We start from the raw sequence: 20,112 nt of genomic DNA, 5'->3' as shown, positions 1-20,112 counted from the left end.
ATCCTATATTCGGGGCATGACGACCTCCAAGACCGACCGCCCCGCCGCGCGCCTGCACGACCATGTCGTCGACTGGCTCGGCGCCCAAGGCGCACTGATGCTGAGCCTCTACATGTGCGCGATCATCGCGCTGATCGCCTTCGTGATCGAAGCGGTCGGCTGATCTGCCGTACCGGCACCGGGAGCTTCCCATGACCTATTGGCATGAAAATCGCTTCGCCGGCATCGGCCTGCGCGCCGGCGGCCTCGCGCTGCTCGCGCTGGGCGGCATGGTCGCAGTGCGGCTCCATCATATGGCGCTCGTCACGCCGGCACGCGACGCAACCTCTTTGACGCTGCTGCTTTCGGCAATCGCCTTCCTGTGCGGCAGCGCAGGTAGCGCGCTGCTGTTCGCCGGCCCGGGGCTGTGGGAGACGGTCGAGGTTTCGGAGCGTTGGCGACGTCTGCGCGCGCCCGATTTTTGAAGCGACGGTCGGTCATCGCGGCGATTGCCTGTTGATCGCAGGTTTGACCTTTGGACCGCCTGCGGTCAAATGGCCCGATGAGCGATGCCATTTCCCTGCCTGTCGATGGCCGGCCGCGACGCCTGACGTCGCGGGGGATCAGTGCGCGCGAGAAGATCCTCGACGCTACGATCAAATGCATCGTCCGGTCGGGGTTCACCGCGACGACGATCGAGCATGTGATGGCCGAGGCGGGGTTGAGTCGCGGGTCGGTTCTGCACCAGTTCCCGAATCGCATCGCGTTGATGGTCGCGGCCGCCGAGCGCGCGATGCGGCGCGTGATGGATGCCGCGGGGGTGATGGCCGCGGCGATCGAGGATCCGTTCGAGCGCCTGTCCGATTATGCGCGCATCTCGTGGGAAAGCCATTCGGCGCCCGAGGGGCTGGCGCTGACCGACATCCTGCTCGCCGCGCGCTGGGATGCCGAACTGATCGCGGGGCTGCAGCCGGTCGCGAGCCAGGTCGAGCAGGAGATCCACGACGAGTTCATCAAGCTCGCCAGCGACGCCGGATTCGAGGACGCCGAGGCGCTGGTCCCGCATGGCTGGTTGCTCATCGCAAGCGTCCGCGGGCTGATCATCGAGCATAGCCTGGGCTATGAACGCCCGATGATCCTCGCCGCGATCGACCGGATGATGGAGCGGCATCGGCGGTTTTGCGCCAATCTGGCGGCACGAAATCGCGAGGACGATAAAAATAGTCAAATCTGATTAGTCGATCTTGACTAGTTTGAGGCAATCTGATTTCCTAATGGAAAGTCGGCACCGATAAGCCGGCCCATCAGGAGAGTGATATGCCTAAGGGATTTGCGGCGCGGCTGTGCGCGGGTGTTACGTTTTTCGCGCTGATGGCTGCCGCGCCGGCGATGGCGCAGACCGAAACCGGTGCGCCGGACGGTGCCGCCGAAGCAGCCGACAGCGCGTCCGACAATACGAACGAGATCATCGTCACCGCGCAGCGCCGCGAACAATCTTTGAACTCGGTGCCGATGTCGATCACCGCGATCGGCGGCGACCAGCTCACCGCGCAGGGGATCAGCACCGTTGCCGACCTCGCCAAGATCGTTCCCGGGCTGACCTTCACCCAGAGCCAGATCGCGACCCCGGTCTATACGATCCGCGGCGTCGGCTTTTACGAATCGACCCTCGCCGCGTCGCCGGCGGTCAGCGTCTATGTCGACGAAGTGCCGCTGCCTTTCGCGATCCTGACGCAGGGGGCGGCGCTCGACCTCTCGCGCGTCGAGGTGCTGAAGGGGCCGCAGGGCACGCTCTATGGCCAGAACGCCACCGGCGGCGCGATCAACTATATCTCGGCCAAGCCGGGCAATGATTTCGAGGCGGGCGCCGATGCGAGCTATGGCCGTTTCAACGCGTTCGAACTGTCGGGCTTCGTCAGCGCGCCGTTGACCGACACGCTCGGCGTGCGGCTGAGCGCGCGCGTCGACGAGGGCGGCGCCTGGCAGCAGAATTACACCCGCAACGACAAGCTGGGCAGCGCGCGCCGCATCGCCGGCCGCGCGCTCGTCGTGTGGAACCCGACCGACACGCTGGAATTTACGCTCAACCTCAATGGCTGGCGCGACAAGTCCGACGTGCAGGCGCCGCAGCTGACCGCGCACACGCCGTACAACCCCGCCGGCGCCTATCCCTATGTGCTCGCGACGCCGCTCGCGCCCGAAAATGCGCGCGCCGCCAACTGGTCGGCGTCGACCCCGATGCGCCGCGACGATGATTTCTACCAGGCGTCGCTGCGCACCGACCTCGACGTGTCGGACGATATCCGCCTGACCTCGATCACCTCGTGGATTGAATTCAACACCGATGCGACGCAGGACCTCGACGCGACGCAGTGGCGCCAGCTCGACAGCTATACCCCGGGCAGCGTCAAGAGCTTCTTCCAGGAACTGCGCCTGACCGGTACCAGCGGCGATGCGCGCTGGATTCTGGGCGCCAACTATTCGCACGACAAGGCGAGCGAGCAGCAGATCCTCCAGACCAACGACCTCAGCAGCAACGTCATCATCCCCGGCCTGCCGATCCTGACCACGTCGGCGGTGTTCACCAACCAGAAGGTGACCACCTATGCGGGCTATGCAAACCTCGAATATGACCTGACTCCGAACCTGACCGCGCAGGGCGGCATCCGCTACACGCGCAACGAACGCAGCTTCAACGGCTGCGGCTATGACGGCGACGGCACGACCTATCTGAGCTTCAACGTGCTCACCGAGCTGTTCACCGGTGCGCCGCCGATCAACCCGATCGGGCCGGGCAGCTGCCTGACCTTCGATCCCGCCTTCCAGCCGTCGCTGATCGTCGACCGGCTCGACCAGGACAATATCTCGTGGCGCGGCGGGCTGACCTACACCTTCGACAATCGCGCGATCGTCTATGCCAATGTCTCGCGCGGGTGGAAGGCGGGCGGTTTCCCGACCGTTCCGGCCTCGTCCTTCACCGGTTTCCTGCCCGCGACGCAGGAATCGCTGCTCGCCTATGAGGCCGGTTTCAAGCTGCCGCTCGCCGACCGCACGCTTCAGTTCAACGCCGCGGGCTTCTATTACGACTATTCGGACAAGCAGGTGCGCGGCCGCATCCTCGACCCGATCTTCGGGCTGCTCGAACGGCTGGTCAACATCCCCAAATCGCACATCTATGGCGTCGAGGCGGCGATCGACTGGCGCCCGGTCGAGGGGCTGAGCGCGAACCTGTCGGGCACCTATGTGAAGAGCCGCATCGACGAGTTCACCGGCTATAACGGCACCGGCGTATTCGCCGACTATGAAGGCTCGGCTTTCCCCTTCACGCCGAAGTGGCAGGCGACCGCCGACGTTCAGTATAAATGGCCCGTCAGCGATCGCTGGAACGCGGTGATCGGTACCAACGTCAATTACAACAGCGCGACCAATTCGACCTTTGGCGACCCGGCGATCCTGCGGATCAATGCGCGCACGCTCGTCGATCTGCGCGCCGGGGTCGAAACCGAGGATGGCAAGCTGCGCGTCCAGCTTTGGGGCCGCAACATCTTCAACGAATATTACTGGAACTCGACCTTCCAGGCCGACACCGCCTGGCGCATGGCGGGCCGCCCGGCCAGCTACGGCATCTCGCTCGGCTGGCGCCTGTGATCCAACCCGCGTTCCGGACGATTGCCGCCAACGGTATCAACCTGCGTGCGGCGGTCGCCGGCGAGGGGCCGTTGGTGGTGCTCGTCCACGGCTTTCCCGAAAGCTGGGCGGCCTGGCGGCATCAGATCGGGCCGATCGCAGAGGCGGGCTATCGGGTGTGTGCGATCGACTGTCGCGGCTATGGCGGCAGCGACAAGCCCGATGCCGTCGAAGCCTATGATCTGGAAAATATGACGGCCGATATCGCGGGGGTCGTCGATGCGCTGGGCGACGGCGAACCCGCTATCCTGATCGGCCACGACTGGGGGGCGTATCTGGTCTGGCATACCGCGCTGCTGCATCCGGACCGGGTGCGCGCGGTCGCTGCCTTGTCGGTGCCCTTCATCGGCGTTGCCGAGGTGGCTTTGATCGACGCCCTGAAACCCGTCCACGCCGATCAGGGCCGTTTTTTCTACCAGGACTATTTCCAGACGCCGGGTGTGGCCGAAGCGGAGGCCGAGGGCGATCTCGACGCCTTTGTCCGCCGCTTCTATTTCTGGCTGGCGGGGGAGGCTCCCGACGGACTGGGGGACGACCGGTCGGCCGACTCGCGCCTGCTCGACGGACTGCCCGGTCCCGACCCCTTTCCCGCATGGCTGCCTGATGCGGACATTGCGTATCTGGTCGACGAGTTTCGCGCCGGGGGCCTTCGCGGGCCGCTGAACCGGTATCGCAACCAGCATCGCGATGTGGCCTATCTGGCGCCCTGGCGTGGCCGGACGATCGACCAGCCGGCTCTCTATATCGGCGGTACGCGCGACATCGTGCTGTCGATGTTGCCCGGTTTAGACATGATCGCGGCGATGCGAGCCCAGGTACCCCGGCTGTTCGATGCGATCCTTCTCGAGGGATGCGGGCATTGGACACAGCAAGAGCGCCCTCATGCGGTGACCGCAGCGCTTTTGACCTGGTTGAAGCAAGTGGAAGAAGGACAGGCGAAATGAGATTTGCAGGCAAGACCGCCATCGTTACCGGCGGCGCCTCGGGCATCGGCGCAGCGTTCGTGCGCCGCTTCGTTGCCGAGGGCGGATCGGTGATGATCGCCGAACTCGACGCCGAACGCGCGGCGGCCTTCGTCGCCGAACTTGGCGAGCAGGCGGCGTATGAATTCGTAGATGTTGCCGACGCCGACGCCTTTGCCCCGCTTGCCGACAAGACGGTGGAGCGCTTCGGCGGTATCGATATCCTCTTCAACAATGCGGGGATCGGCAATTTTGGCATGACCCCCGACATGGACGTCGAGCAATGGCGCCGCTGCATCGCGGTCAATCTCGACGCCGTATTCTATGCCTGCCGTGCCGTCATCCCCCATTTGAAAGCGCGCGGCGGTGGAGCCATCGTCAACACCGCATCGGCCTCGGGCATGGCCGCCGACTATGGTTTCACGGCGTACAACGCGGCCAAGGCGGGGGTGATCAACTACACCCGCTGCCTCGCGATCGACCATGCGCGCGACAATATTCGCGCCAACTCCATCTGTCCGGGCCCGGTCGATACGCCGCTGCTGACCAGCGGCGTCGACGAGATCGAGGGGCTGCGTACCGAATGGGAGCGGGTCGTTCCGTCGGGTCGCTTCGCGCGTCCCGAAGAGATCGCCGCCGTCGCGCTGTTCCTCGCGTCGGACGACGCCAGCGGCATGACCGGCGCGACCGTCCCGGTCGACGGCGGGCTGACCGCGCATACGGGCCAGCCCGACCTCCGCGACGTGCTGGGCGCCGCGGGCCAAGCGTGAAAGGATAAGGTGATGACTGCCAAGAAACCGAGCTTTGAAGTCTATCGCGCCGCCGACGCGCCGCCGTACAGCGAGACGTCGTGCATGGAATATTCGGGCATCACCCCGGTGATCGAGGACGGCATCGTGCGCGCGACCGCCGAAGGCGCCGACGACGGCAATGAAGTGAAATTGCTCTTCTCGATGCCGGGGATGAGCCTGACCTATGCCTGGTTCAAGAGCGGCTTTCCGCTGCCGCTGCACAGCCACAACGCCGATTGCCTCTATTATATCATCGCCGGCTCGTTGAAGCTCGGCACCGAGGAGCTTGGCCCCGGCGACGGCTTCTATGTCGGCACCGACGTCCCCTATACCTACAAGCCCGGTCCCGAGGGGGTCGAGGTGCTCGAATTCCGCACCGCCGATGCGTTCGACATCCGCTTCCGGGGCAATACCACCGCCTTCTGGGACAAGATCGTCGACGGTCTGCGCAAGGAAAAGCCGGGCTGGGAAGGCCAGCGCAAGCCGACCGAACTCGCAGGCGCAAAATGAGCGGTGCCACGATGCGCGCCGCGGTCCGCCGCGGCGCCGCGCTGACCGTCACCGACGTTGCCGATGTCGTGCCCGAGGCGGGACAGGTCGTCGCGAAGACGCTGGCATGCGGTATCTGCGGGTCGGACCTCCACGCCGTCCATCACCTCGAACATGGAGTCGAGATCGGCCGCCGCTGCGGCGCGCCCGACACCATCGATCCGGCGCAGGACCTGGTCCTCGGCCATGAATTCTGCGCCGAGATCCTCGACCATGGACCGGGCACCGAAAAGCGCTTCGCGGCGGGCACGCGCGTCGTTTCCACCCCCTTCGCCTTCGGGCCGCTCGGCGCCGAACTGATCGGATTTTCGACGCGTTATCGCGGCGCGCTCGCCGAGCGCGTCGCGCTGACCGAGGCGTTGCTGTTGCCGGTGCCGAACGGGCTCGCGTCGGAGATAGCCGCGCTGACCGAGCCGCTCTCGGTGGGCACGCACGCGGTCGCGGTCGCCAATCCCGGTCCGGGCAGCGTCGCGATGGTCATCGGCTGCGGCCCGATCGGGCTTGCGGTGATCGTCGCGCTGAAGCGCCGCGGCATCGGCCCGATCATCGCCGCCGATTTCTCGCCCGCGCGCCGCGCGCGCGCCGAGAAACTGGGTGCCGACATCGTCATCGATCCCGCCGCGACCTCGCCGCACGATCATTGGGAGGCGCTCGACGTTCCCGCGACACTGACCTCCTTCGGCGCGGCGCAGCTGTCGGGCCGCTCGATGCGCGACGCGATCGTCTTCGAATGCGTCGGCGTGCCCGGCATGCTGCAAAACCTGCTCGAACAGGCGCCGCCGCTCGCGCATATCGTCATCGTCGGCGCGTGCATGGAGGATGATCGCATCCTGCCCGTGCTCGGCATCAACAAGCAGATGCGCTTCAGCTTCGTCTGGGCCTATTCGCCCGACGAGTTCGCCGAGACGCTGCACGCGCTGGGCGAAGGCGCGATCGACGGCACCGCCTTCCTGACCGATCAGGTCGCGCTAGCCGATGCGCCCGCCGCCTTCGAACGGCTCGCTTCGCCGGGCGACCAGGTCAAGATCGTCGTGGAGCCATGGCGGTGAGCGACCAGCCCGCCCCGGCAATGGGCGGCGGCATGGCCGCGATCGTGACCGGCGGCGTCGTGCTGCTGATCGCGGGCTTCATCGCGCTCGGCCTGCTGCTGGGGCTGACGCCGCTCTATGCGGGCTTCCTGCTGCTCTGGTACTGGGGCAGCGTCGACATGGTCGCGCGCAAGGCGCTGGCGCCGCTGCTGATTGGCGCGTGCGGCGGCACCGCGACGGCATGGTTGCTGCAATATGGCGCGGTGCACGGCGGGCTGGCGGGCGTCGCGCCGGTGCTCGGGCTGATCGTCGCGGCGATCTATTTCCAGCTTCGCGGCTGGCTGCCGTTGCTGATCAACCGGCCGTACATGCTGTACCTCACCGTGATGGCGGCCCCGCTGCTGCAGGCGGGTGAGAGCTTTGCGCATGTCATGGCGTCGATCGCCCTCGCGACGCTGTATTTCGGCGGCATCGTAACCCTCGGCCAGATCATTGCGGCGCGGCGGGCGGCGGCATGACCGGCCTTTCGATCACCCAGCCGCTGCACCGCGCGGCGCGCGAAACGCCTGACCGCATCGCGACGGTCGATGGCGGGCGGCAGCGCAGCTGGCGCGAGATCGCGTCGCGCTCGCGCCGCGTCGCCGCGGTCCTGACCGACCTCGGCGTCAGGCCGGGCGATCGCGTCGCCCTGCTCGCGCCCAATGGCGACCTGTTCGTCGATGTCCTGTTCGGCAGCCTGTGGACGGGCGCGGTCGCCTGTCCGGTCAACACGCGCTGGACCGCAGGCGAGATCGCATATGCGCTCGCCGATTGCGGGGCGAATATATTGATCGTCGATCCGGGGTTCCGGTCGATGCTGGCCGACATCCGCCGCGAGGCGCCGGGGGTGCGCGAAGTCGTGATGGCCGGCCCGGTGTTCGAGCAACTGATCGCGGCGGCGGGCGAACCCGACGAGCATCTGCGCCATGGCGACGATCTCGCGATGATCCTCTACACCGGCGGCACGACCGGGCGGTCGAAGGGCGTGATGCTGTCGCACCGCGCGCTGATGGCCTATGCGCTGTGCCTTGCGGGGGCGGGCGATGCGGCGCCCGGCGCGTGCATGCTCCACACCGCGCCGCTGTTCCACGTCGGCGCCATCTCGGGCTTCCTCGCCTGCCTGCTCGGTGGCGGGCGGCACGTGTTCGTTCCGGCGTTCGAGGCCGAGGCGGTGATGGCGGCGATCGCGGGGCAGGGGGTGACCGATATCTTCCTCGTCCCGACGATGCTGCAGGCGCTGCTCGACCATCCGCGCTTTGCCGAGCACGACCTGACCAGCGTCGAGCGCATCTATTATGGCGCGGCGCCGATGCCGCCCGCGCTGATGGACCGCGCGATCGCCGCGATGCCGCGCGTCGGTTTCGTCCAGGGCTATGGCATGACCGAGACCTCGGGCTCCATCTCGCTGCTTAAACCGGCCGACCATCGCGACCCGGCGCGCCGCCGCTCGGCCGGGCGCGCGGTGATGGCGATCGAGGCGCGCATCGTCGACGCCGACGATAACGAAGTGCCCGTCGGCGAGATCGGCGAGATCGTCGCGCGCGGCGAGGCGGTGATGACGGGGTACTGGAACCGGCCCGAGGAAAGTGCCGAGGCGCTGCGCGGCGGGTGGATGCACACCGGCGACGTCGGGCGGATGGACGAGCATGGCTATATCCATGTCGTCGACCGGTTGAAGGACATGATCATCACCGGCGGCGAGAATGTCTATTCGGTCGAGGTCGAGGCGGTGCTGTCGCAGCATCCTGCGGTCGCGCAATGCGCGGTCGTCGGCCAGCCCGACCCGCACTGGGGCGAGCGCGTTCATGCCGTGGTCGTGGCGCGGTCGGATGCGACGGCCGAAGAGGTCATCGCGCATTGCCGCGACCGCCTCGCCGCCTATAAATGCCCGCGATCGGTCGAGTTCCGCCGCGAATTGCCGCTGTCGGCTGCCGGGAAGATCCTCAAGGCGGCGCTGCGCTAGGCGGCGACACGGCGCCGACCATTTTTAATGAGGCAAAAAAGGAGCCGACGGGCTTTCGCTTAATATCGTTCGAGATCAAGGCAGCCTTGTTTGGCTACACTGTCGATGCCGTTGTGACACGGGCTTGCGGTAGACCTGCAGGACCCCGATGAAGGCAAAGGCCTTGCTGGGGCGCTGGGAGGCGTTTTGAGCCGCTGCGGCGCGCTAGATCGGCAGCGCCGTCGTATATTTGATTTGCTCCATCGCGAAGGAAGAACTCACGTCGGACAGTTTCGCGCTGCGGATCAGCTTGCGATAGATGCGATCATAGTCGCCGATGCCCGAACAGAGAATCTTGAGCAGATAGTCGACCTCGCCGCTCATTCGATAGAATTCGACCACCTCGGGGATTTCCGAGATGGCCGAGGCAAAATCGGCGAGCCATTGTTCATCATGCTGGTTCGTCCGGATGCTGACGAAGACGGTGACGCCGAGATTGAGCTTCTCCCTGTCAAGGAGCGTGACCCGGTCCGCGATATAGCCTTCGGTCTCGAGGCGCTTCACCCGCTTCCAGCATGGCGATTGCGACAGGCCGATGATCTCGGACAGTGCCGCGAGAGAGAGCGTCGCGTCGGACTGAAGCGCGGTCAATATCTTCCGATCGAAGCTATCCAGCATATTTTTCTCTCATATGGCCAAAATGTGGAATATATGTTCTGCAATATGCCAAAAATACGGAAAATTGGAAAATAATTTCTGATGCTGCTGGAATATAGGGGCGGTCCGGAAGGAGCTTGTCCATGTTTCAGAAGATTTTCCGCGATCACCCGGCCGATGTCGGCGAATCCTATGTCGAACACTTCGTGTCGGCGGCGAGCTTTTCTTTCGCGATGTTCGTCGGAGCGATCGCCTGCCTCGTCCATGCTCTCGTGCCCGCGCTCTGCGTGAAGACGGGCAGCGGGATTATCAATCGTCTCCACGACCGGATGGTCATCAACCGCCACGCGCGCTGAAGCCGTGTGACGCCGGGCGCCGGCCCGCCGCCTTTCTCTGTTAGGATTATATGATGCTGGAAGCTGCCGCCCGGCTCCCCGTCGACGCGCTGGTCGAGGTCGGAAAGCTCCTGCGCGCCGATGGCCGTGCCGACCTGATCGATCTCGGGGTCGGGGTCTATCGCAACGAACATGGGCGCACCGATGTGCCCGGCGTCGTCAAGACGGCCGAACGCTATCTTGTCGAGAACCAATCAACCAAGGCCTATGTCGCACCCGACGGCGATCCCGAGTTCAATGCGCGCGTAGCGACGATGCTGCTCGGGGAAGGCGCGCGCGGTGGCTCGGTCGTCTGCGCGCAGGCCCCGGGCGGGACGGGCGCGCTGCGGCTTGCCATGGACCTGATTGCGCATGCATCCCCGGGCGCGACGGTGCATCTTGGCGTTCCAAGCTGGCCCAATCATGCGCCGATGCTGGCCGCGGCGGGTCTTCGGGTTGAAGTCTACGACTATTATGACCTCGAAAGAAATGCTCTCGCGTTCGATGCGACGATCGCGGCGCTTCAAGCCGCGCGGCGCGGCGACGTGGTCCTTCTTCACGGCTGCTGCCACAATCCCTCCGGCGCCGATCCGGAGCGCGCCCAATGGGAGCAGATCGTCGAGATCATGGCGGCGCGGGGGCTCGTTCCGCTCGTCGACATGGCCTACCAAGGTCTTGGCGAAGGGCTCGACGAAGACGCAGCGGCGATTCGGATGATCGTCGAGCGCTTGCCCGAGGCGCTTGTGGCCGCTTCCTGCTCCAAGAGCTTCAGCCTCTACCGCGAGCGCGTCGGCATGCTGCTCGTCAAGACCGACGGGGACAAGGCGGCAGAGCTCGCGCGTTCGAATATCCAGTCGCTGGCACGGCTCAACTATTCGAATCCACCCGATCACGGCGCGGCAATCGTCCGTACGATTCTGGGCGACGCCGAGCAAAGCAGGCTTTGGCGCGAGGGCCTCGACGGCATGCGCCTGCGCATCAAGGATGTCCGGCGCCGGCTCGCGGGCGCATCGGGCGGCGCGTTCGATCTTTCCTTTATCGGAAAGCAGAAGGGACTGTTCGCGCTGCTCCCCATCGGAGCTGAGGACGTCGAGGCATTGCGCCGCGATCACGGAATCTACATGGCGCGCTCGGGGCGCATCAATCTTGCCTCGTCGCGCGCCTTGCGCACACAGGCGTGGTGATCGGTATCGACGAGAAGCGAAAGCTGATGCTCGCCGACCTCTTCCCGCCCTGCCGCGCGCCGGCGCGCCGCGCCCCAGGCGCTATTGATGCGCCGCGCCTGATGCGACCAGCCGCCGACGGCGGGCTGCTGGGTCGTGGTGAGCCAGGAAAGCAGCTTTGCAGCGATCCCGTGGCTGCGAGTGCGCAGCGATACGTCGAGCGCGTCGAAATTGGTCGACAGCAAATTGCAGCTGCCGATCACGCTGACCCAGTTTCCGGTCTCCGCGTCGTCATAGACGATGAGCTTGGCGTGCGAACCCGAGGTCCTTGCCGAAAGCGTGATATATTGCCGCTCGTCGAACGGCAGAGCATCGAGCAGGCGCCGCGCCTCGACGATCGACGCCGGCGGCCCGCTCGCCTCGTCGTCGCGCTGCAAACCCCACAGCAATTCGACCTTCACCTTCCGCTTCGCCGCCGCGGTGAGATCCGGAAGGATCGCCGCCAGCGTCTTAGGATTGACGAAGCAGCTGTGAATGATGATCGCCGACCCGGCCTTTTGCAGCGCTTCGCGCAGAAGCGCGCGCTGCGCCGGGCCGCCGACGAAGATATCGCCGGCCTCGATCGTATCGCGGTAGCGGCTGGCCGTCCGGACCTTCGGCAGCGCCGCGCCCTCGTCGTTCGCGGCCTTCCTGCCGCCTGCCGCATCGAGGATCGCACGCCTCAATTTCATCGGGGCATAATCGGGAAGCCCCGCGATGGCTTCGTCCGTGACCTCGAAACGGGCGTAAGGCCTTGCGGGCGTGCGCAGCCGCGGCTCGTCGGGTTCCAATGTTTCGAGCGGCTGGAGATAGAGGAGATCGCGAAAATCGCCATCGGCGGCATTGAAATTCTGATAGCGCGCCTCGAGCGGGCGCGCGCTGGTCGGCAGATCGCGCTCATAGACGACGTCGAGATCGTCCGAGCGTAGCCAGCTCCCGGTCACGCGGTCGAAGCAAAGTGAGGTCCATTTCTCACCGCGCTCGACATGATCGGGCAGGGTCTGTTCAGCCGCCCGGCGCTTGCCCGCCGCGGTCGCGGCGAAATAGGCGCCCGCGTCGCTGGCCCGCATTTCGATCCAGTTCGTCCGCAAGAGATTGATCAGCGCTTCGACGACCAGCCGGTCGGGAAGATCGGAGGCGGCCGCAAGCTCGGCCACGGTGCGCCGTTCCTCGACAAGGTCGAGGAGGATCATTTGCTCGAGGATCGTCCATCGCCGCCCGAAGCTCACGCTGTAGGTGACCGCGGTCCGTAGGACGGGCAGGAAGATGACGCTCATGCCGGCGCCCTCACGCGCGCGAGTTCACCCTGAGCCTCGGCGTCGGCCATCACCGCCATCATGCGGCGCATATAGCTGTAGTCGACGTCCTCGTCTGTATGCGCGTCGCAGCGCGATGCAAAGAAATCCCAGCTGCCGACGATCACCAGCTTGTGGCGCGCGCGGCTCAAAAGCACGTTCATCCGGTTGGCCTCGCGCAAAAAGCCGACGCTCTTCCAGGGAACGAGCGCATTGTTGCGAACGAGACTGACCACGACCACATCGGCCTCGCTTCCCTGGAATTCATCGACGGTCGCCCCCATCCTCTTGCCGCCGCGCAGGGAGAAGGGTGGCTTCGCCATATGCGCGAGTTCTCCCGCGAGCCCTGCCCCGATGGTTGAGCGGAGAAGACCGAGCTGGTCATTATAGGGGCTCAAAATCTGGCACTCGCAACTTTCCGCCGACCCGGCACGGAACTGGGTCAGCGTCTTGACGACCGCGTCCACCTCGACGGGCGACCGGAACAGCCCGTCGACCTCGCCTTCGGAGAATTTTTCCTTCTGGAGCCAGTCGACATCGACCCAGACGATGCGCTGCGCCGGCAACCAGGCATTTTCGACGAGCTCGTAGGGCGGCTGCTCCTCGAATCGCTCGCGCGCCTCGTCGGGCGTGTGGATGAGCGTGCCCGACGCACTGTCCGGGTCGGGATAGAAGATGCGCCCCACTACCGAGGCGATCGCCGGGTGCATGCGATGCTGGTCGGTGAGCGTCGCGGCGGGGCCGGGACGCCCCTCCTCCTCGGAGAAGCTGCTCGTGAAAATCTTGGCGAACAGATCGACCATGCCGCGCCATCGTTCGCAGCGTTCGCCGAAGGGGACGCGGTCCTCATCCTCCTCGACGATCGTCGAATCGACCAGCCCGGGCGCGAAGCCGGCGCCCTTCGAGAGCGCGGCGCGCACGCGAAGCGGGTCGCCGAGCAGCCGCTTGAAGAGCTGGGCGTTGAACGGCGGCAGCTGGAAATGATCACCGATCAGGAGCAGGCGGTGGCTCTCCTCGAGCGCCACCGCCATGTCGAAGCCATGCGCCTTCCCGGCCTCCTCGATGATCGACCAATCGAAGCGCCGGCCGCGGTCGGCAAGCTCGGCGAGTTCGCCCGCGTTGGAGGTCGCGAAGGTCAGGTTGGCGGCGTCCTGGACGAGCAATTGCATCGGCCTGAGATGCAGATCATTGGCGTTGCCCGCAGCGCTCGCCTGCGCGGTTTCGGCCATGCGGCGGCGTAAAAACTCGGGCATCCGCACGGCGAGCGCGCTTCCGGCAAGGCGCGCGAGAAGCTTGTCGGTAACCGCCGGGGCGTCGTGCTCGACGCGCCCGCGCGCGCCGAGCCGGAGCAGGATCGGCCGTTCCTTTTCGGGAAGATTGCCGAATGTCTCGTCGAGCTTGCGAAGGACATCATCCACCGTGTGGTGCGAATGCGCGGTGACCAACAGTTGGGCGCTTGGGTCGGCGCTCATCAGCCGGTCGGCGAAAGCGCGGATGAGCGTCGTTTTGCCCGTGCCCGGCGGCCCCTGCACCGCGAAGGAGGGCTGCATGCGCCAGAGCTGGTCGAGCGTGTCGGTCTTCGACTGGTCGAGCTTCAGCGGCACGCGCCCCTCGGGCGCCGCTTCCTGGTCGCTATGGCTCGCGCGCAGCGGGTCGTCGATGAGGCGGAGCAGGCTCTCGTGCGAGCGCATTTCCTCGATCGCTTTCTGCCGCCGACGTATCTGCGCGATCGTGCCGCCGAAATTGCGCGCGAGATAGCGCGTGGCGCCCTCGGCGAGCGGCGGACTGCCCGAACAGGTAAAAAGATAGCGCGGACCCGAAGGATGCGGGGTGGCGCCGACGAAGGTCCAGTCGGCCTCATTATTGGCGTCGGACTTGATCGTGCGGCGGCTGAGCAAGGTGTAGGTGTCGCGCCGCGGGTCGTCCTCATCGTCGGTGGTGACCTGCTCGGCGCCGAGCTTGAACCAGTCGCGCAGGCGGTCGGCGGGCGGCTCGAGTCCGAGGGCCTGCGCGAGATCGTTGCGGTCGGGCTCGCTGAACGGGGTGACCTCGACCTCGGTATCGCTCTCGGTGCGGTGGACCCGCAATATTTCGACGGGACAGATTTCGGCGACGGTGACGACGGTATCGAGCTGCTGGGTGACGCGAAAGAAATCATGAACGTCGCGCAGATGCGGCTCGAGCGCTTCGAAGGTCTGACGAAAGGGGAAGATGCGGTCCCAGGGCGCCGCGCGGTCGCGGATCGTCTGCTGGCTGTTGCGGACCTTGGGGTAGAGGATGATCTCGATATTGCGGTCGCCGCGACTGAAATATTGATCGTGGATCGTGGTCCGTGGAACGGTCTCGACGGCCTCGCAATAACCGATGCTCCAGGTTGACGAAGCGCCGATAGTCCATTCTTTGACGCGGTAGCTCAGCTGCTCGCCGCGCAGGATATAGTGCGGGCTCGCGGCGCCGCGCGCGATGATCCGGATATCACCCCGCAAGTCGCGCTCGATCCAGTTGCGCTGCGCCATCGGCATGTCGGCGGGTGCCTCGCCTTTCGACGCGAGTTCGACCGCCTGCGCGAGATTGCCTCCTTCGAGGATCCGCACGGCGAGCACGAGGCTGCGGCCGCTCGCGCCGCTCGATATGCTGAGCTCGTTGGTGATGTTGCGCAGCGCGAAGAGCACCGCCTTGTCATCGTTGAGGCGGTCCTCGGCGCTTTCCGCGAGCAGCTGCAGAATGAACTCGCGCTCGCCGCGATTGAGCGCCGAAAGCCGTTCGACATGCGCGCGCAGCGAGTCCCGCTTGCGGTGCTGTTTCGGATCGATGCCGAAGACATGCGCCGCAAGCACCCCGAAATCGAACCAGTCGGTCGCCGTCGAATATTCGCCGCTGCCGCGGTCGAGTTCGGCGGCGCGCAGCCCGTCGCGGTTCGCGACTTTCGGGGCAGCGCCGTCGCGTCCCGCCACGCGAAGCGACCATTCGAAACCGCTCAGCCGGAAGTCGCCGAGACCCTCGGGAGCGGTGAAGATCGAATCGGCGGAGAGCGAGCGGTGGAGCGTGCCCTCGCTGTGGAGCAGGGCAAGGCCCTCGGCGATCCGCCGCAGCCCTTCCCACAGCGAGCGTCGCCGGTTGAGCTCGGCGAGATTCTGCAGCCAGTTGTAACGGGCGCGCTCCTTGAGCACCGCCGACAGCAGCAGGCGGCGGCCGCCGTCGAGCACGGCATAATATTGGCGCTCGTCGGCGCCGAGCTGCTTCAGGCGCACGAAGAGCTCGCCCGCTCCCGGATAGCCCTGCAGGCGCATGAGACCGCGCACTTCGCGGTTCCAGAGCGCTTTGACGTCGCCCTGGTCGCCGCTCCCGCGCCGCCATACTTTCACGAAATAGACATCGCCGGTGTCTTCGGCCGCCCACAGGTCGGGCACGCCTCGCTGCGGGTCGCCTGGGATCAGCTTGCGGCGAAGCCTGTACCGATCGTCTATATATTGATCCGCCAAGGCTCTCTCCCCCAAACCGCTGCCATGCGTAGCGCATTCACAACTAAGGGCAAGGCGAAGGCGCGCGTCTTTACTGAGTATTGGTTCAATATGGTTTGATTGGCATTGCGAGAGACAGCCTCACGGCATCTGGAAGGCTACTAAGTGATAATATCTTTATCCCGCGGGAAGATCGCGCACGCGGGCGTTGCCATAAGAATGGCGATCTCGAGCGCCCCATTTATGGCCGGAGGATAGACGTCTGCTTTCGGCTCGGGTAAACGGCTCTCGCAACGACCGAGATCGGGCGCAAAGCGGACGCACAAAAAAGGCGGCCCCGAAGGCCGCCAAGTTTTGTGATGAAGGAGCTCCTCCATCGGGTCGCGCGGCGGCCAATACAGCAGATCGTGCGGACCGCGACGAAATTCGGCAGCGTGTCTGTCGAATGGACTATGACTGATGCTGACGTGCAACACGTTGTAAAATTTGAAACTTTCAGGCCGGGCACTTTTTTTCTGCAAATTGCACGTGAAGCTTTTAGCGATCGAATGAAAAAGCGATTGCACGGCGAAGGCTAGATGAGAGCGGCCCGGACGCTCCCGATGCGTTGCAGTGCGAGACAAAGCACATTCTGCAGTTCTCTCCCGATGGCTCGGTACTCTTCGGCCGTCAGCTTGGCGTCTTGCCCCTGGACCGCGATCTCATGCGCATCTTCGATCAGCGCTGTGATTTCGGCGAACAAGGGGGGCATCTTCGTGCCGGGTGAGGAGTGGCTGTCATGTGCCATGCGGCGACCATGCTCGACCGCCCGCACAAGTCGATATCCATCTTTCTGAAATTAGTTCGCCAATCGACTGGACTTGCCGCGCCGCGCAAGCATTGCTGTTCCCGCCAGCCAAGCGCTGGCCCGGCCGATACGCATGGCGCGTAAGTGGCCTCGGATCAGTGGGCCCGGATGAACCGGGTCTGCAAGGAGATCCGACATGACCACAAAGACCGATACTAACGAAGCGCCGGGCGCCACCAATCCCACCAAATCGACCGCGGTAGCGACGCTGCTGACCCGCAGCGAAGGCGCCACACTCGAAGACCTCACCACGGCTACCGGCTGGCAGCCGCACAGCTGCCGAGCCTATCTGACGGGCCTCCGCAAAAAGGGCTGGGCTATCACCCGCTCGAAGTGCGAAGGCGGCGCATCGGCATGGCACGGGATGGCACCGGCCATCACGGCCGGGGCGGGCGAGGCCTGATGTCGAGAATTGACACCGTCATCGCGGCTCTGCCCGCGATGCCGCGCCCCGCGGTCGAAGCGCATTGGACCAAACTCGGGGCAAGGGGGGCGCCACGTCTCCCCGATCCGCTTTTCCGGCGCCTGACCGCGCAAATGCTGCAGGAACGCCGGTACGGAGAAGTCCCTGCGATCATCCGGCGGGAGCTTGCGCGGGTTAGCAACCTTTCGACCGGCGGCTCAGAGCAGGGCCAGCCGCCGGTGGTCATGCCGATCAGGCTTGCAGACGGCACCCGCCTGATCCGTGAATGGAATGGCCGGACCGTCGAGGTACTGGTCCGTGACGGCGGCTGCTTCGAGTGGGAAGGGCGGCCCTACAAGTCGCTGAGCCATATTGCCCGGGAAGTAACCGGCGCGCATTGGTCGGGGCCACGCTTTTTCGGCATGAGGTCGCGCCGTGGCTGAGCGGGTCATTCGCTGCGCCATATATACGCGCAAATCGACCGACGACGGCCTCGAACAGGAGTTCAACAGCCTCGACGCCCAATATGAAGCCTGCGCCGCCTACGCCGTTAGCCAACGCCACGAAGGATGGAAGGTGGTGCCCGACCGCTATGACGATGGCGGCTTCTCGGGCGGGAACATGGAGCGGCCAGGACTGAAGCGGCTGATGGCCGACGTTGCCGCCGGAAAGGTCGACGTCATCTTGCTCTACAAGATCGACCGGCTGACCCGCAGCCTCTCGGACTTTGCCCGGATCGTTGATGTGCTTGATAACGCGGGTGCCAGCTTCGTATCGATCACCCAATCGTTCAACACCACGACCAGCATGGGCCGGTTGACGCTGAACATGCTGTTGTCCTTTGCGCAGTTCGAACGCGAAGTGACCGGTGAACGCATCCGCGACAAGATCGCTGCCTCGAAGCGGAAGGGCATGTGGATGGGCGGTCCTGTTCCGCTCGGCTACATCGTCCGTGACCGAAAGCTTATTGTTGAACCGAAGGAGGCCGAGCAGGTTCGTCATATCATGCGGCGCTATCTTGTTCTCGGCTCGGTCCGAGCGCTAGCTGACGAGCTTACCGCTGACGGATATCGTACCAAGGTGCAGATCAGGTCCAGTGGCCCGCACAAGGGCGGCTGTCCGTTTCGCCGCGGCACGATCTATCACCTGCTCGCCAACCGGATGTATCGGGGCGACATGGTCCACAAAGGAGAAGCTTTTCCTGGCGAGCAGGAAGCCATCGTCTCGGAAGAGCTGTGGGATGACGTCCAGCGTGCGCTCGCCGCGCGGTCGCAGGGCGGATCGAGCCGTCAGCCCGCGCGCAGGCCGAGCTTGCTAATCGGCATGCTGTATGACGGGGAGGGGCGTCCGATGTCGCCTAGCCATTCGTCGAAGACCGTGTCCAACGGCAGGGGCGGCACCCAGAAGCGGCGCCACCGTTATTATCAAACTCGCACAGACGCCGAGGGTGGAGTGGCATGGCGGGTGACGGCGACAGACATCGAACCGCTGATCCGTGCCCGGCTCGCGACCTTCCTTGAGGACCAGCAAACGATCGTCGCAATGTCGGCGGATCGCAGCGCCGAGATCATCAATGCGACACTATCGTCAGCGCTGGCAATGGCTGCAAAGCTGCGCTCGGATGCGATGGGCGAATGCCGAGACGCGATCGTTCAAATAGTCAGCCGTATCGATCTCGCACTCGATGACATCGCGATCCAGCTCGATGTCACGAAACTGAGAGAGCAACTCGGCCTTCCCCAGGCACCGGAAGAAGAAGAGCCCGCCGATCTTGTCCTTCATTGTCCGGTAATCAAAGTTCGGCGTGGCCATGCGCTGCGTCTCGTGCTCCCGCCATCCGCTCCGGCGGTGCCGCCACGGCAGCGTGATGAGAAGCTGGTGCAACTCGTTGCTGAGGCCCATGCGGCGAGAAAGCTGGTGATGGAACGACCGGCCCAATCGATCGCGGCCATCGCGGCCGAGCTTGGTCGTTGCCGAACGCGGCTGACAAAGCTTGTTGCTTTGTCCTGCCTGGCTCCTGAGATTGTGACGGCGATCGTCGAGGGACGTCAGCCGGCGAAGCTCACCGCACCGATGCTGACGCGCATCGAGCTGCCGATGCACTGGCAGGAACAGAAGGTCGCGCTGGGGTTCTAAACAGCGATATCCACTGCAGTCACTCTTATGCCCGGCCGAGACCGGGCTTCTTTTTGCTCTCGCGATCGACGGAACTTGGACGTCTCTGACTGCAGGTCGGGATTGCTCCGCCGCGAATGGCGCAGAACGGCGCGCCCTTGCGGGGCGGCCATGCATTTATGCTGATTTTTGTAGTCCTACCGGACTGTCTGGTGCGGTCGAGAAGACTCGAACTTCCACGGCCTTTCGGCCACAACGACCTCAACGTTGCGCGTCTACCAGTTCCGCCACGACCGCACATCATGATGGTCCGGATCGGGTCCGGCACCAGGTAGGAGCGGGCGCCTAGCAAAGCTTGCCGAGCGATGCAAGCGACCATGACCGCATTTATTTTTGCAGCTGCGAAGAAGCTGCATGACGCGCTTGGGCGCGTGTCATGAAATCGACTCCGAAGAGTCACTCAACTGTCATCGCTCTGGCGTCAGACCGTCACCGAATCACCCTAGTGGCGGCGTCACCGGGGGTGTGGCGGGACGATCCCTTCGCGCTGGCCGGTGATTTTTCAGCAGGGGCGTCGCTCGACCGTTTGAGCGCGCACAGCGGATAACGGAGAATTTCATGGCGGCTTTCGCGCGCGTTCGTTTGGTCATGCTCAGCAGCGTGGCCTGTTCCATCCTGGCCGCGTGCGGTGCCGACGGCGTCGCGTCGCCCGGTGAAGGCGTGATCGTGATTCCGGCGCCGACGCCGACTCCCACGCCGACCCCGACCCCCACGCCGACCC

General features: G+C 65.0%; 19 protein-coding genes and 1 tRNA gene. 15 read left to right on the top strand and 5 right to left on the bottom strand.

Annotated elements, in window-relative coordinates:
- Positions 1-16: 16 nt before the first annotated feature.
- The 10 genes from B1A78_RS22530 (at position 17) to B1A78_RS03660 (ending at position 8,998) form a co-directional block, all read left to right on the top strand.
- The gene (locus B1A78_RS22530) at positions 17-163 is read left to right on the top strand and encodes a hypothetical protein (protein ID WP_179101968.1); all 147 of its coding nucleotides are present in this window, start codon (positions 17-19) and stop codon (positions 161-163) included.
- Positions 164-191: 28 nt separating this feature from the next.
- Positions 192-464 carry a hypothetical protein gene (locus B1A78_RS03700; RefSeq protein WP_077145663.1) on the top strand — a complete coding sequence of 91 codons (273 nt, stop codon included), beginning with the start codon at positions 192-194 and terminating at the stop codon, positions 462-464.
- Between the two features lie 77 nt (positions 465-541).
- A complete protein-coding gene (locus B1A78_RS03695; protein ID WP_077145662.1) occupies positions 542-1,213 on the top strand; it encodes a TetR/AcrR family transcriptional regulator in 672 nt (223 codons plus the stop codon).
- 83 nt (positions 1,214-1,296) lie between these two features.
- On the top strand, positions 1,297-3,627 hold the full coding sequence (locus B1A78_RS03690) for a TonB-dependent receptor (protein ID WP_077145661.1): 2,331 nt from the start codon (positions 1,297-1,299) through the stop codon (positions 3,625-3,627).
- A complete protein-coding gene (locus B1A78_RS03685; protein ID WP_256837451.1) occupies positions 3,624-4,610 on the top strand; it encodes an alpha/beta fold hydrolase in 987 nt (328 codons plus the stop codon). The genes B1A78_RS03690 and B1A78_RS03685 overlap by 4 nt, the downstream gene beginning before the upstream one ends.
- Positions 4,607-5,398 carry an SDR family NAD(P)-dependent oxidoreductase gene (locus B1A78_RS03680; RefSeq protein ID WP_077145660.1) on the top strand — a complete coding sequence of 264 codons (792 nt, stop codon included), beginning with the start codon at positions 4,607-4,609 and terminating at the stop codon, positions 5,396-5,398. The genes B1A78_RS03685 and B1A78_RS03680 overlap by 4 nt, the downstream gene beginning before the upstream one ends.
- Before the next feature lie 12 nt (positions 5,399-5,410).
- Entirely contained in the window at positions 5,411-5,929 is a 519-nt protein-coding gene (locus tag B1A78_RS03675) for a cupin domain-containing protein (protein ID WP_077145659.1), read from the top strand.
- The gene (locus B1A78_RS03670; protein WP_256837450.1) at positions 5,926-7,017 is read left to right on the top strand and encodes a zinc-binding dehydrogenase; all 1,092 of its coding nucleotides are present in this window, start codon (positions 5,926-5,928) and stop codon (positions 7,015-7,017) included. The genes B1A78_RS03675 and B1A78_RS03670 overlap by 4 nt, the downstream gene beginning before the upstream one ends.
- A complete protein-coding gene (locus B1A78_RS03665; RefSeq protein WP_077145657.1) occupies positions 7,008-7,514 on the top strand; it encodes a hypothetical protein in 507 nt (168 codons plus the stop codon). The genes B1A78_RS03670 and B1A78_RS03665 overlap by 10 nt, the downstream gene beginning before the upstream one ends.
- Positions 7,511-8,998: a long-chain fatty acid--CoA ligase gene (locus B1A78_RS03660; RefSeq protein WP_077145656.1), complete on the top strand. Its 1,488-nt coding sequence runs from the start codon at positions 7,511-7,513 to the stop codon at positions 8,996-8,998. The genes B1A78_RS03665 and B1A78_RS03660 overlap by 4 nt, the downstream gene beginning before the upstream one ends.
- A gap of 204 nt (positions 8,999-9,202) precedes the next feature.
- Here B1A78_RS03660 and B1A78_RS03655 read toward each other — a convergent pair whose 3' ends face one another.
- Positions 9,203-9,655, bottom strand: coding sequence for an Lrp/AsnC family transcriptional regulator (locus B1A78_RS03655; protein ID WP_077145655.1), 453 nt, complete (start codon positions 9,653-9,655; stop codon positions 9,203-9,205).
- Between the two features lie 122 nt (positions 9,656-9,777).
- On the opposite strand from B1A78_RS03655, the gene B1A78_RS03650 reads away from it, so the two are divergent.
- Both B1A78_RS03650 and B1A78_RS03645 read left to right on the top strand, forming a co-directional pair.
- Complete coding sequence (locus B1A78_RS03650; protein ID WP_077145654.1) at positions 9,778-9,990, top strand: DUF6356 family protein; 213 nt, start codon at positions 9,778-9,780, stop codon at positions 9,988-9,990.
- 53 nt (positions 9,991-10,043) lie between these two features.
- Positions 10,044-11,192, top strand: coding sequence for an aromatic amino acid transaminase (locus B1A78_RS03645; protein ID WP_077145688.1), 1,149 nt, complete (start codon positions 10,044-10,046; stop codon positions 11,190-11,192).
- On the opposite strand, the gene B1A78_RS03640 is transcribed toward B1A78_RS03645, so the two are convergent.
- The 3 genes from B1A78_RS03640 to B1A78_RS03630 all read right to left on the bottom strand — a co-directional run bounded on the left by B1A78_RS03640 (position 11,126) and on the right by B1A78_RS03630 (position 16,753).
- Entirely contained in the window at positions 11,126-12,487 is a 1,362-nt protein-coding gene (locus tag B1A78_RS03640; protein WP_077145653.1) for a phospholipase D-like domain-containing protein, read from the bottom strand. The genes B1A78_RS03645 and B1A78_RS03640 overlap by 67 nt on opposite strands.
- Positions 12,484-15,987 carry an AAA domain-containing protein gene (locus B1A78_RS03635; protein ID WP_077145652.1) on the bottom strand — a complete coding sequence of 1,168 codons (3,504 nt, stop codon included), beginning with the start codon at positions 15,985-15,987 and terminating at the stop codon, positions 12,484-12,486. The genes B1A78_RS03640 and B1A78_RS03635 overlap by 4 nt, the downstream gene beginning before the upstream one ends.
- A 553-nt stretch (positions 15,988-16,540) precedes the next feature.
- Positions 16,541-16,753 carry a hypothetical protein gene (locus tag B1A78_RS03630; protein WP_077145651.1) on the bottom strand — a complete coding sequence of 71 codons (213 nt, stop codon included), beginning with the start codon at positions 16,751-16,753 and terminating at the stop codon, positions 16,541-16,543.
- Between the two features lie 196 nt (positions 16,754-16,949).
- Here B1A78_RS03630 and B1A78_RS03625 point away from each other — a divergent pair, with 196 nt between their 5' ends.
- Genes B1A78_RS03625 through B1A78_RS03615 form a run of 3 tightly spaced genes read left to right on the top strand, consistent with a single transcriptional unit; the run spans position 16,950 to position 19,352 of the window.
- The gene (locus B1A78_RS03625) at positions 16,950-17,216 is read left to right on the top strand and encodes a DUF3489 domain-containing protein (protein ID WP_077145650.1); all 267 of its coding nucleotides are present in this window, start codon (positions 16,950-16,952) and stop codon (positions 17,214-17,216) included.
- The gene (locus tag B1A78_RS03620) at positions 17,216-17,659 is read left to right on the top strand and encodes a DUF2924 domain-containing protein (RefSeq protein ID WP_077145649.1); all 444 of its coding nucleotides are present in this window, start codon (positions 17,216-17,218) and stop codon (positions 17,657-17,659) included. The genes B1A78_RS03625 and B1A78_RS03620 overlap by 1 nt, the downstream gene beginning before the upstream one ends.
- A complete protein-coding gene (locus tag B1A78_RS03615) occupies positions 17,652-19,352 on the top strand; it encodes a recombinase family protein (RefSeq protein WP_077145648.1) in 1,701 nt (566 codons plus the stop codon). The genes B1A78_RS03620 and B1A78_RS03615 overlap by 8 nt, the downstream gene beginning before the upstream one ends.
- 189 nt (positions 19,353-19,541) lie before the next feature.
- On the opposite strand, the gene B1A78_RS03610 is transcribed toward B1A78_RS03615, so the two are convergent.
- A tRNA-Leu gene (locus tag B1A78_RS03610) sits at positions 19,542-19,628 on the bottom strand.
- Between the last annotated feature and the right edge of the window lie 484 nt (positions 19,629-20,112).

This window comes from Sphingopyxis sp. KK2 (assembly GCF_001990265.1).
Classification (GTDB): Bacteria; Pseudomonadota; Alphaproteobacteria; order Sphingomonadales; family Sphingomonadaceae; genus Sphingopyxis.
This window is presented reverse-complemented; position numbering and strand designations above follow the sequence as displayed.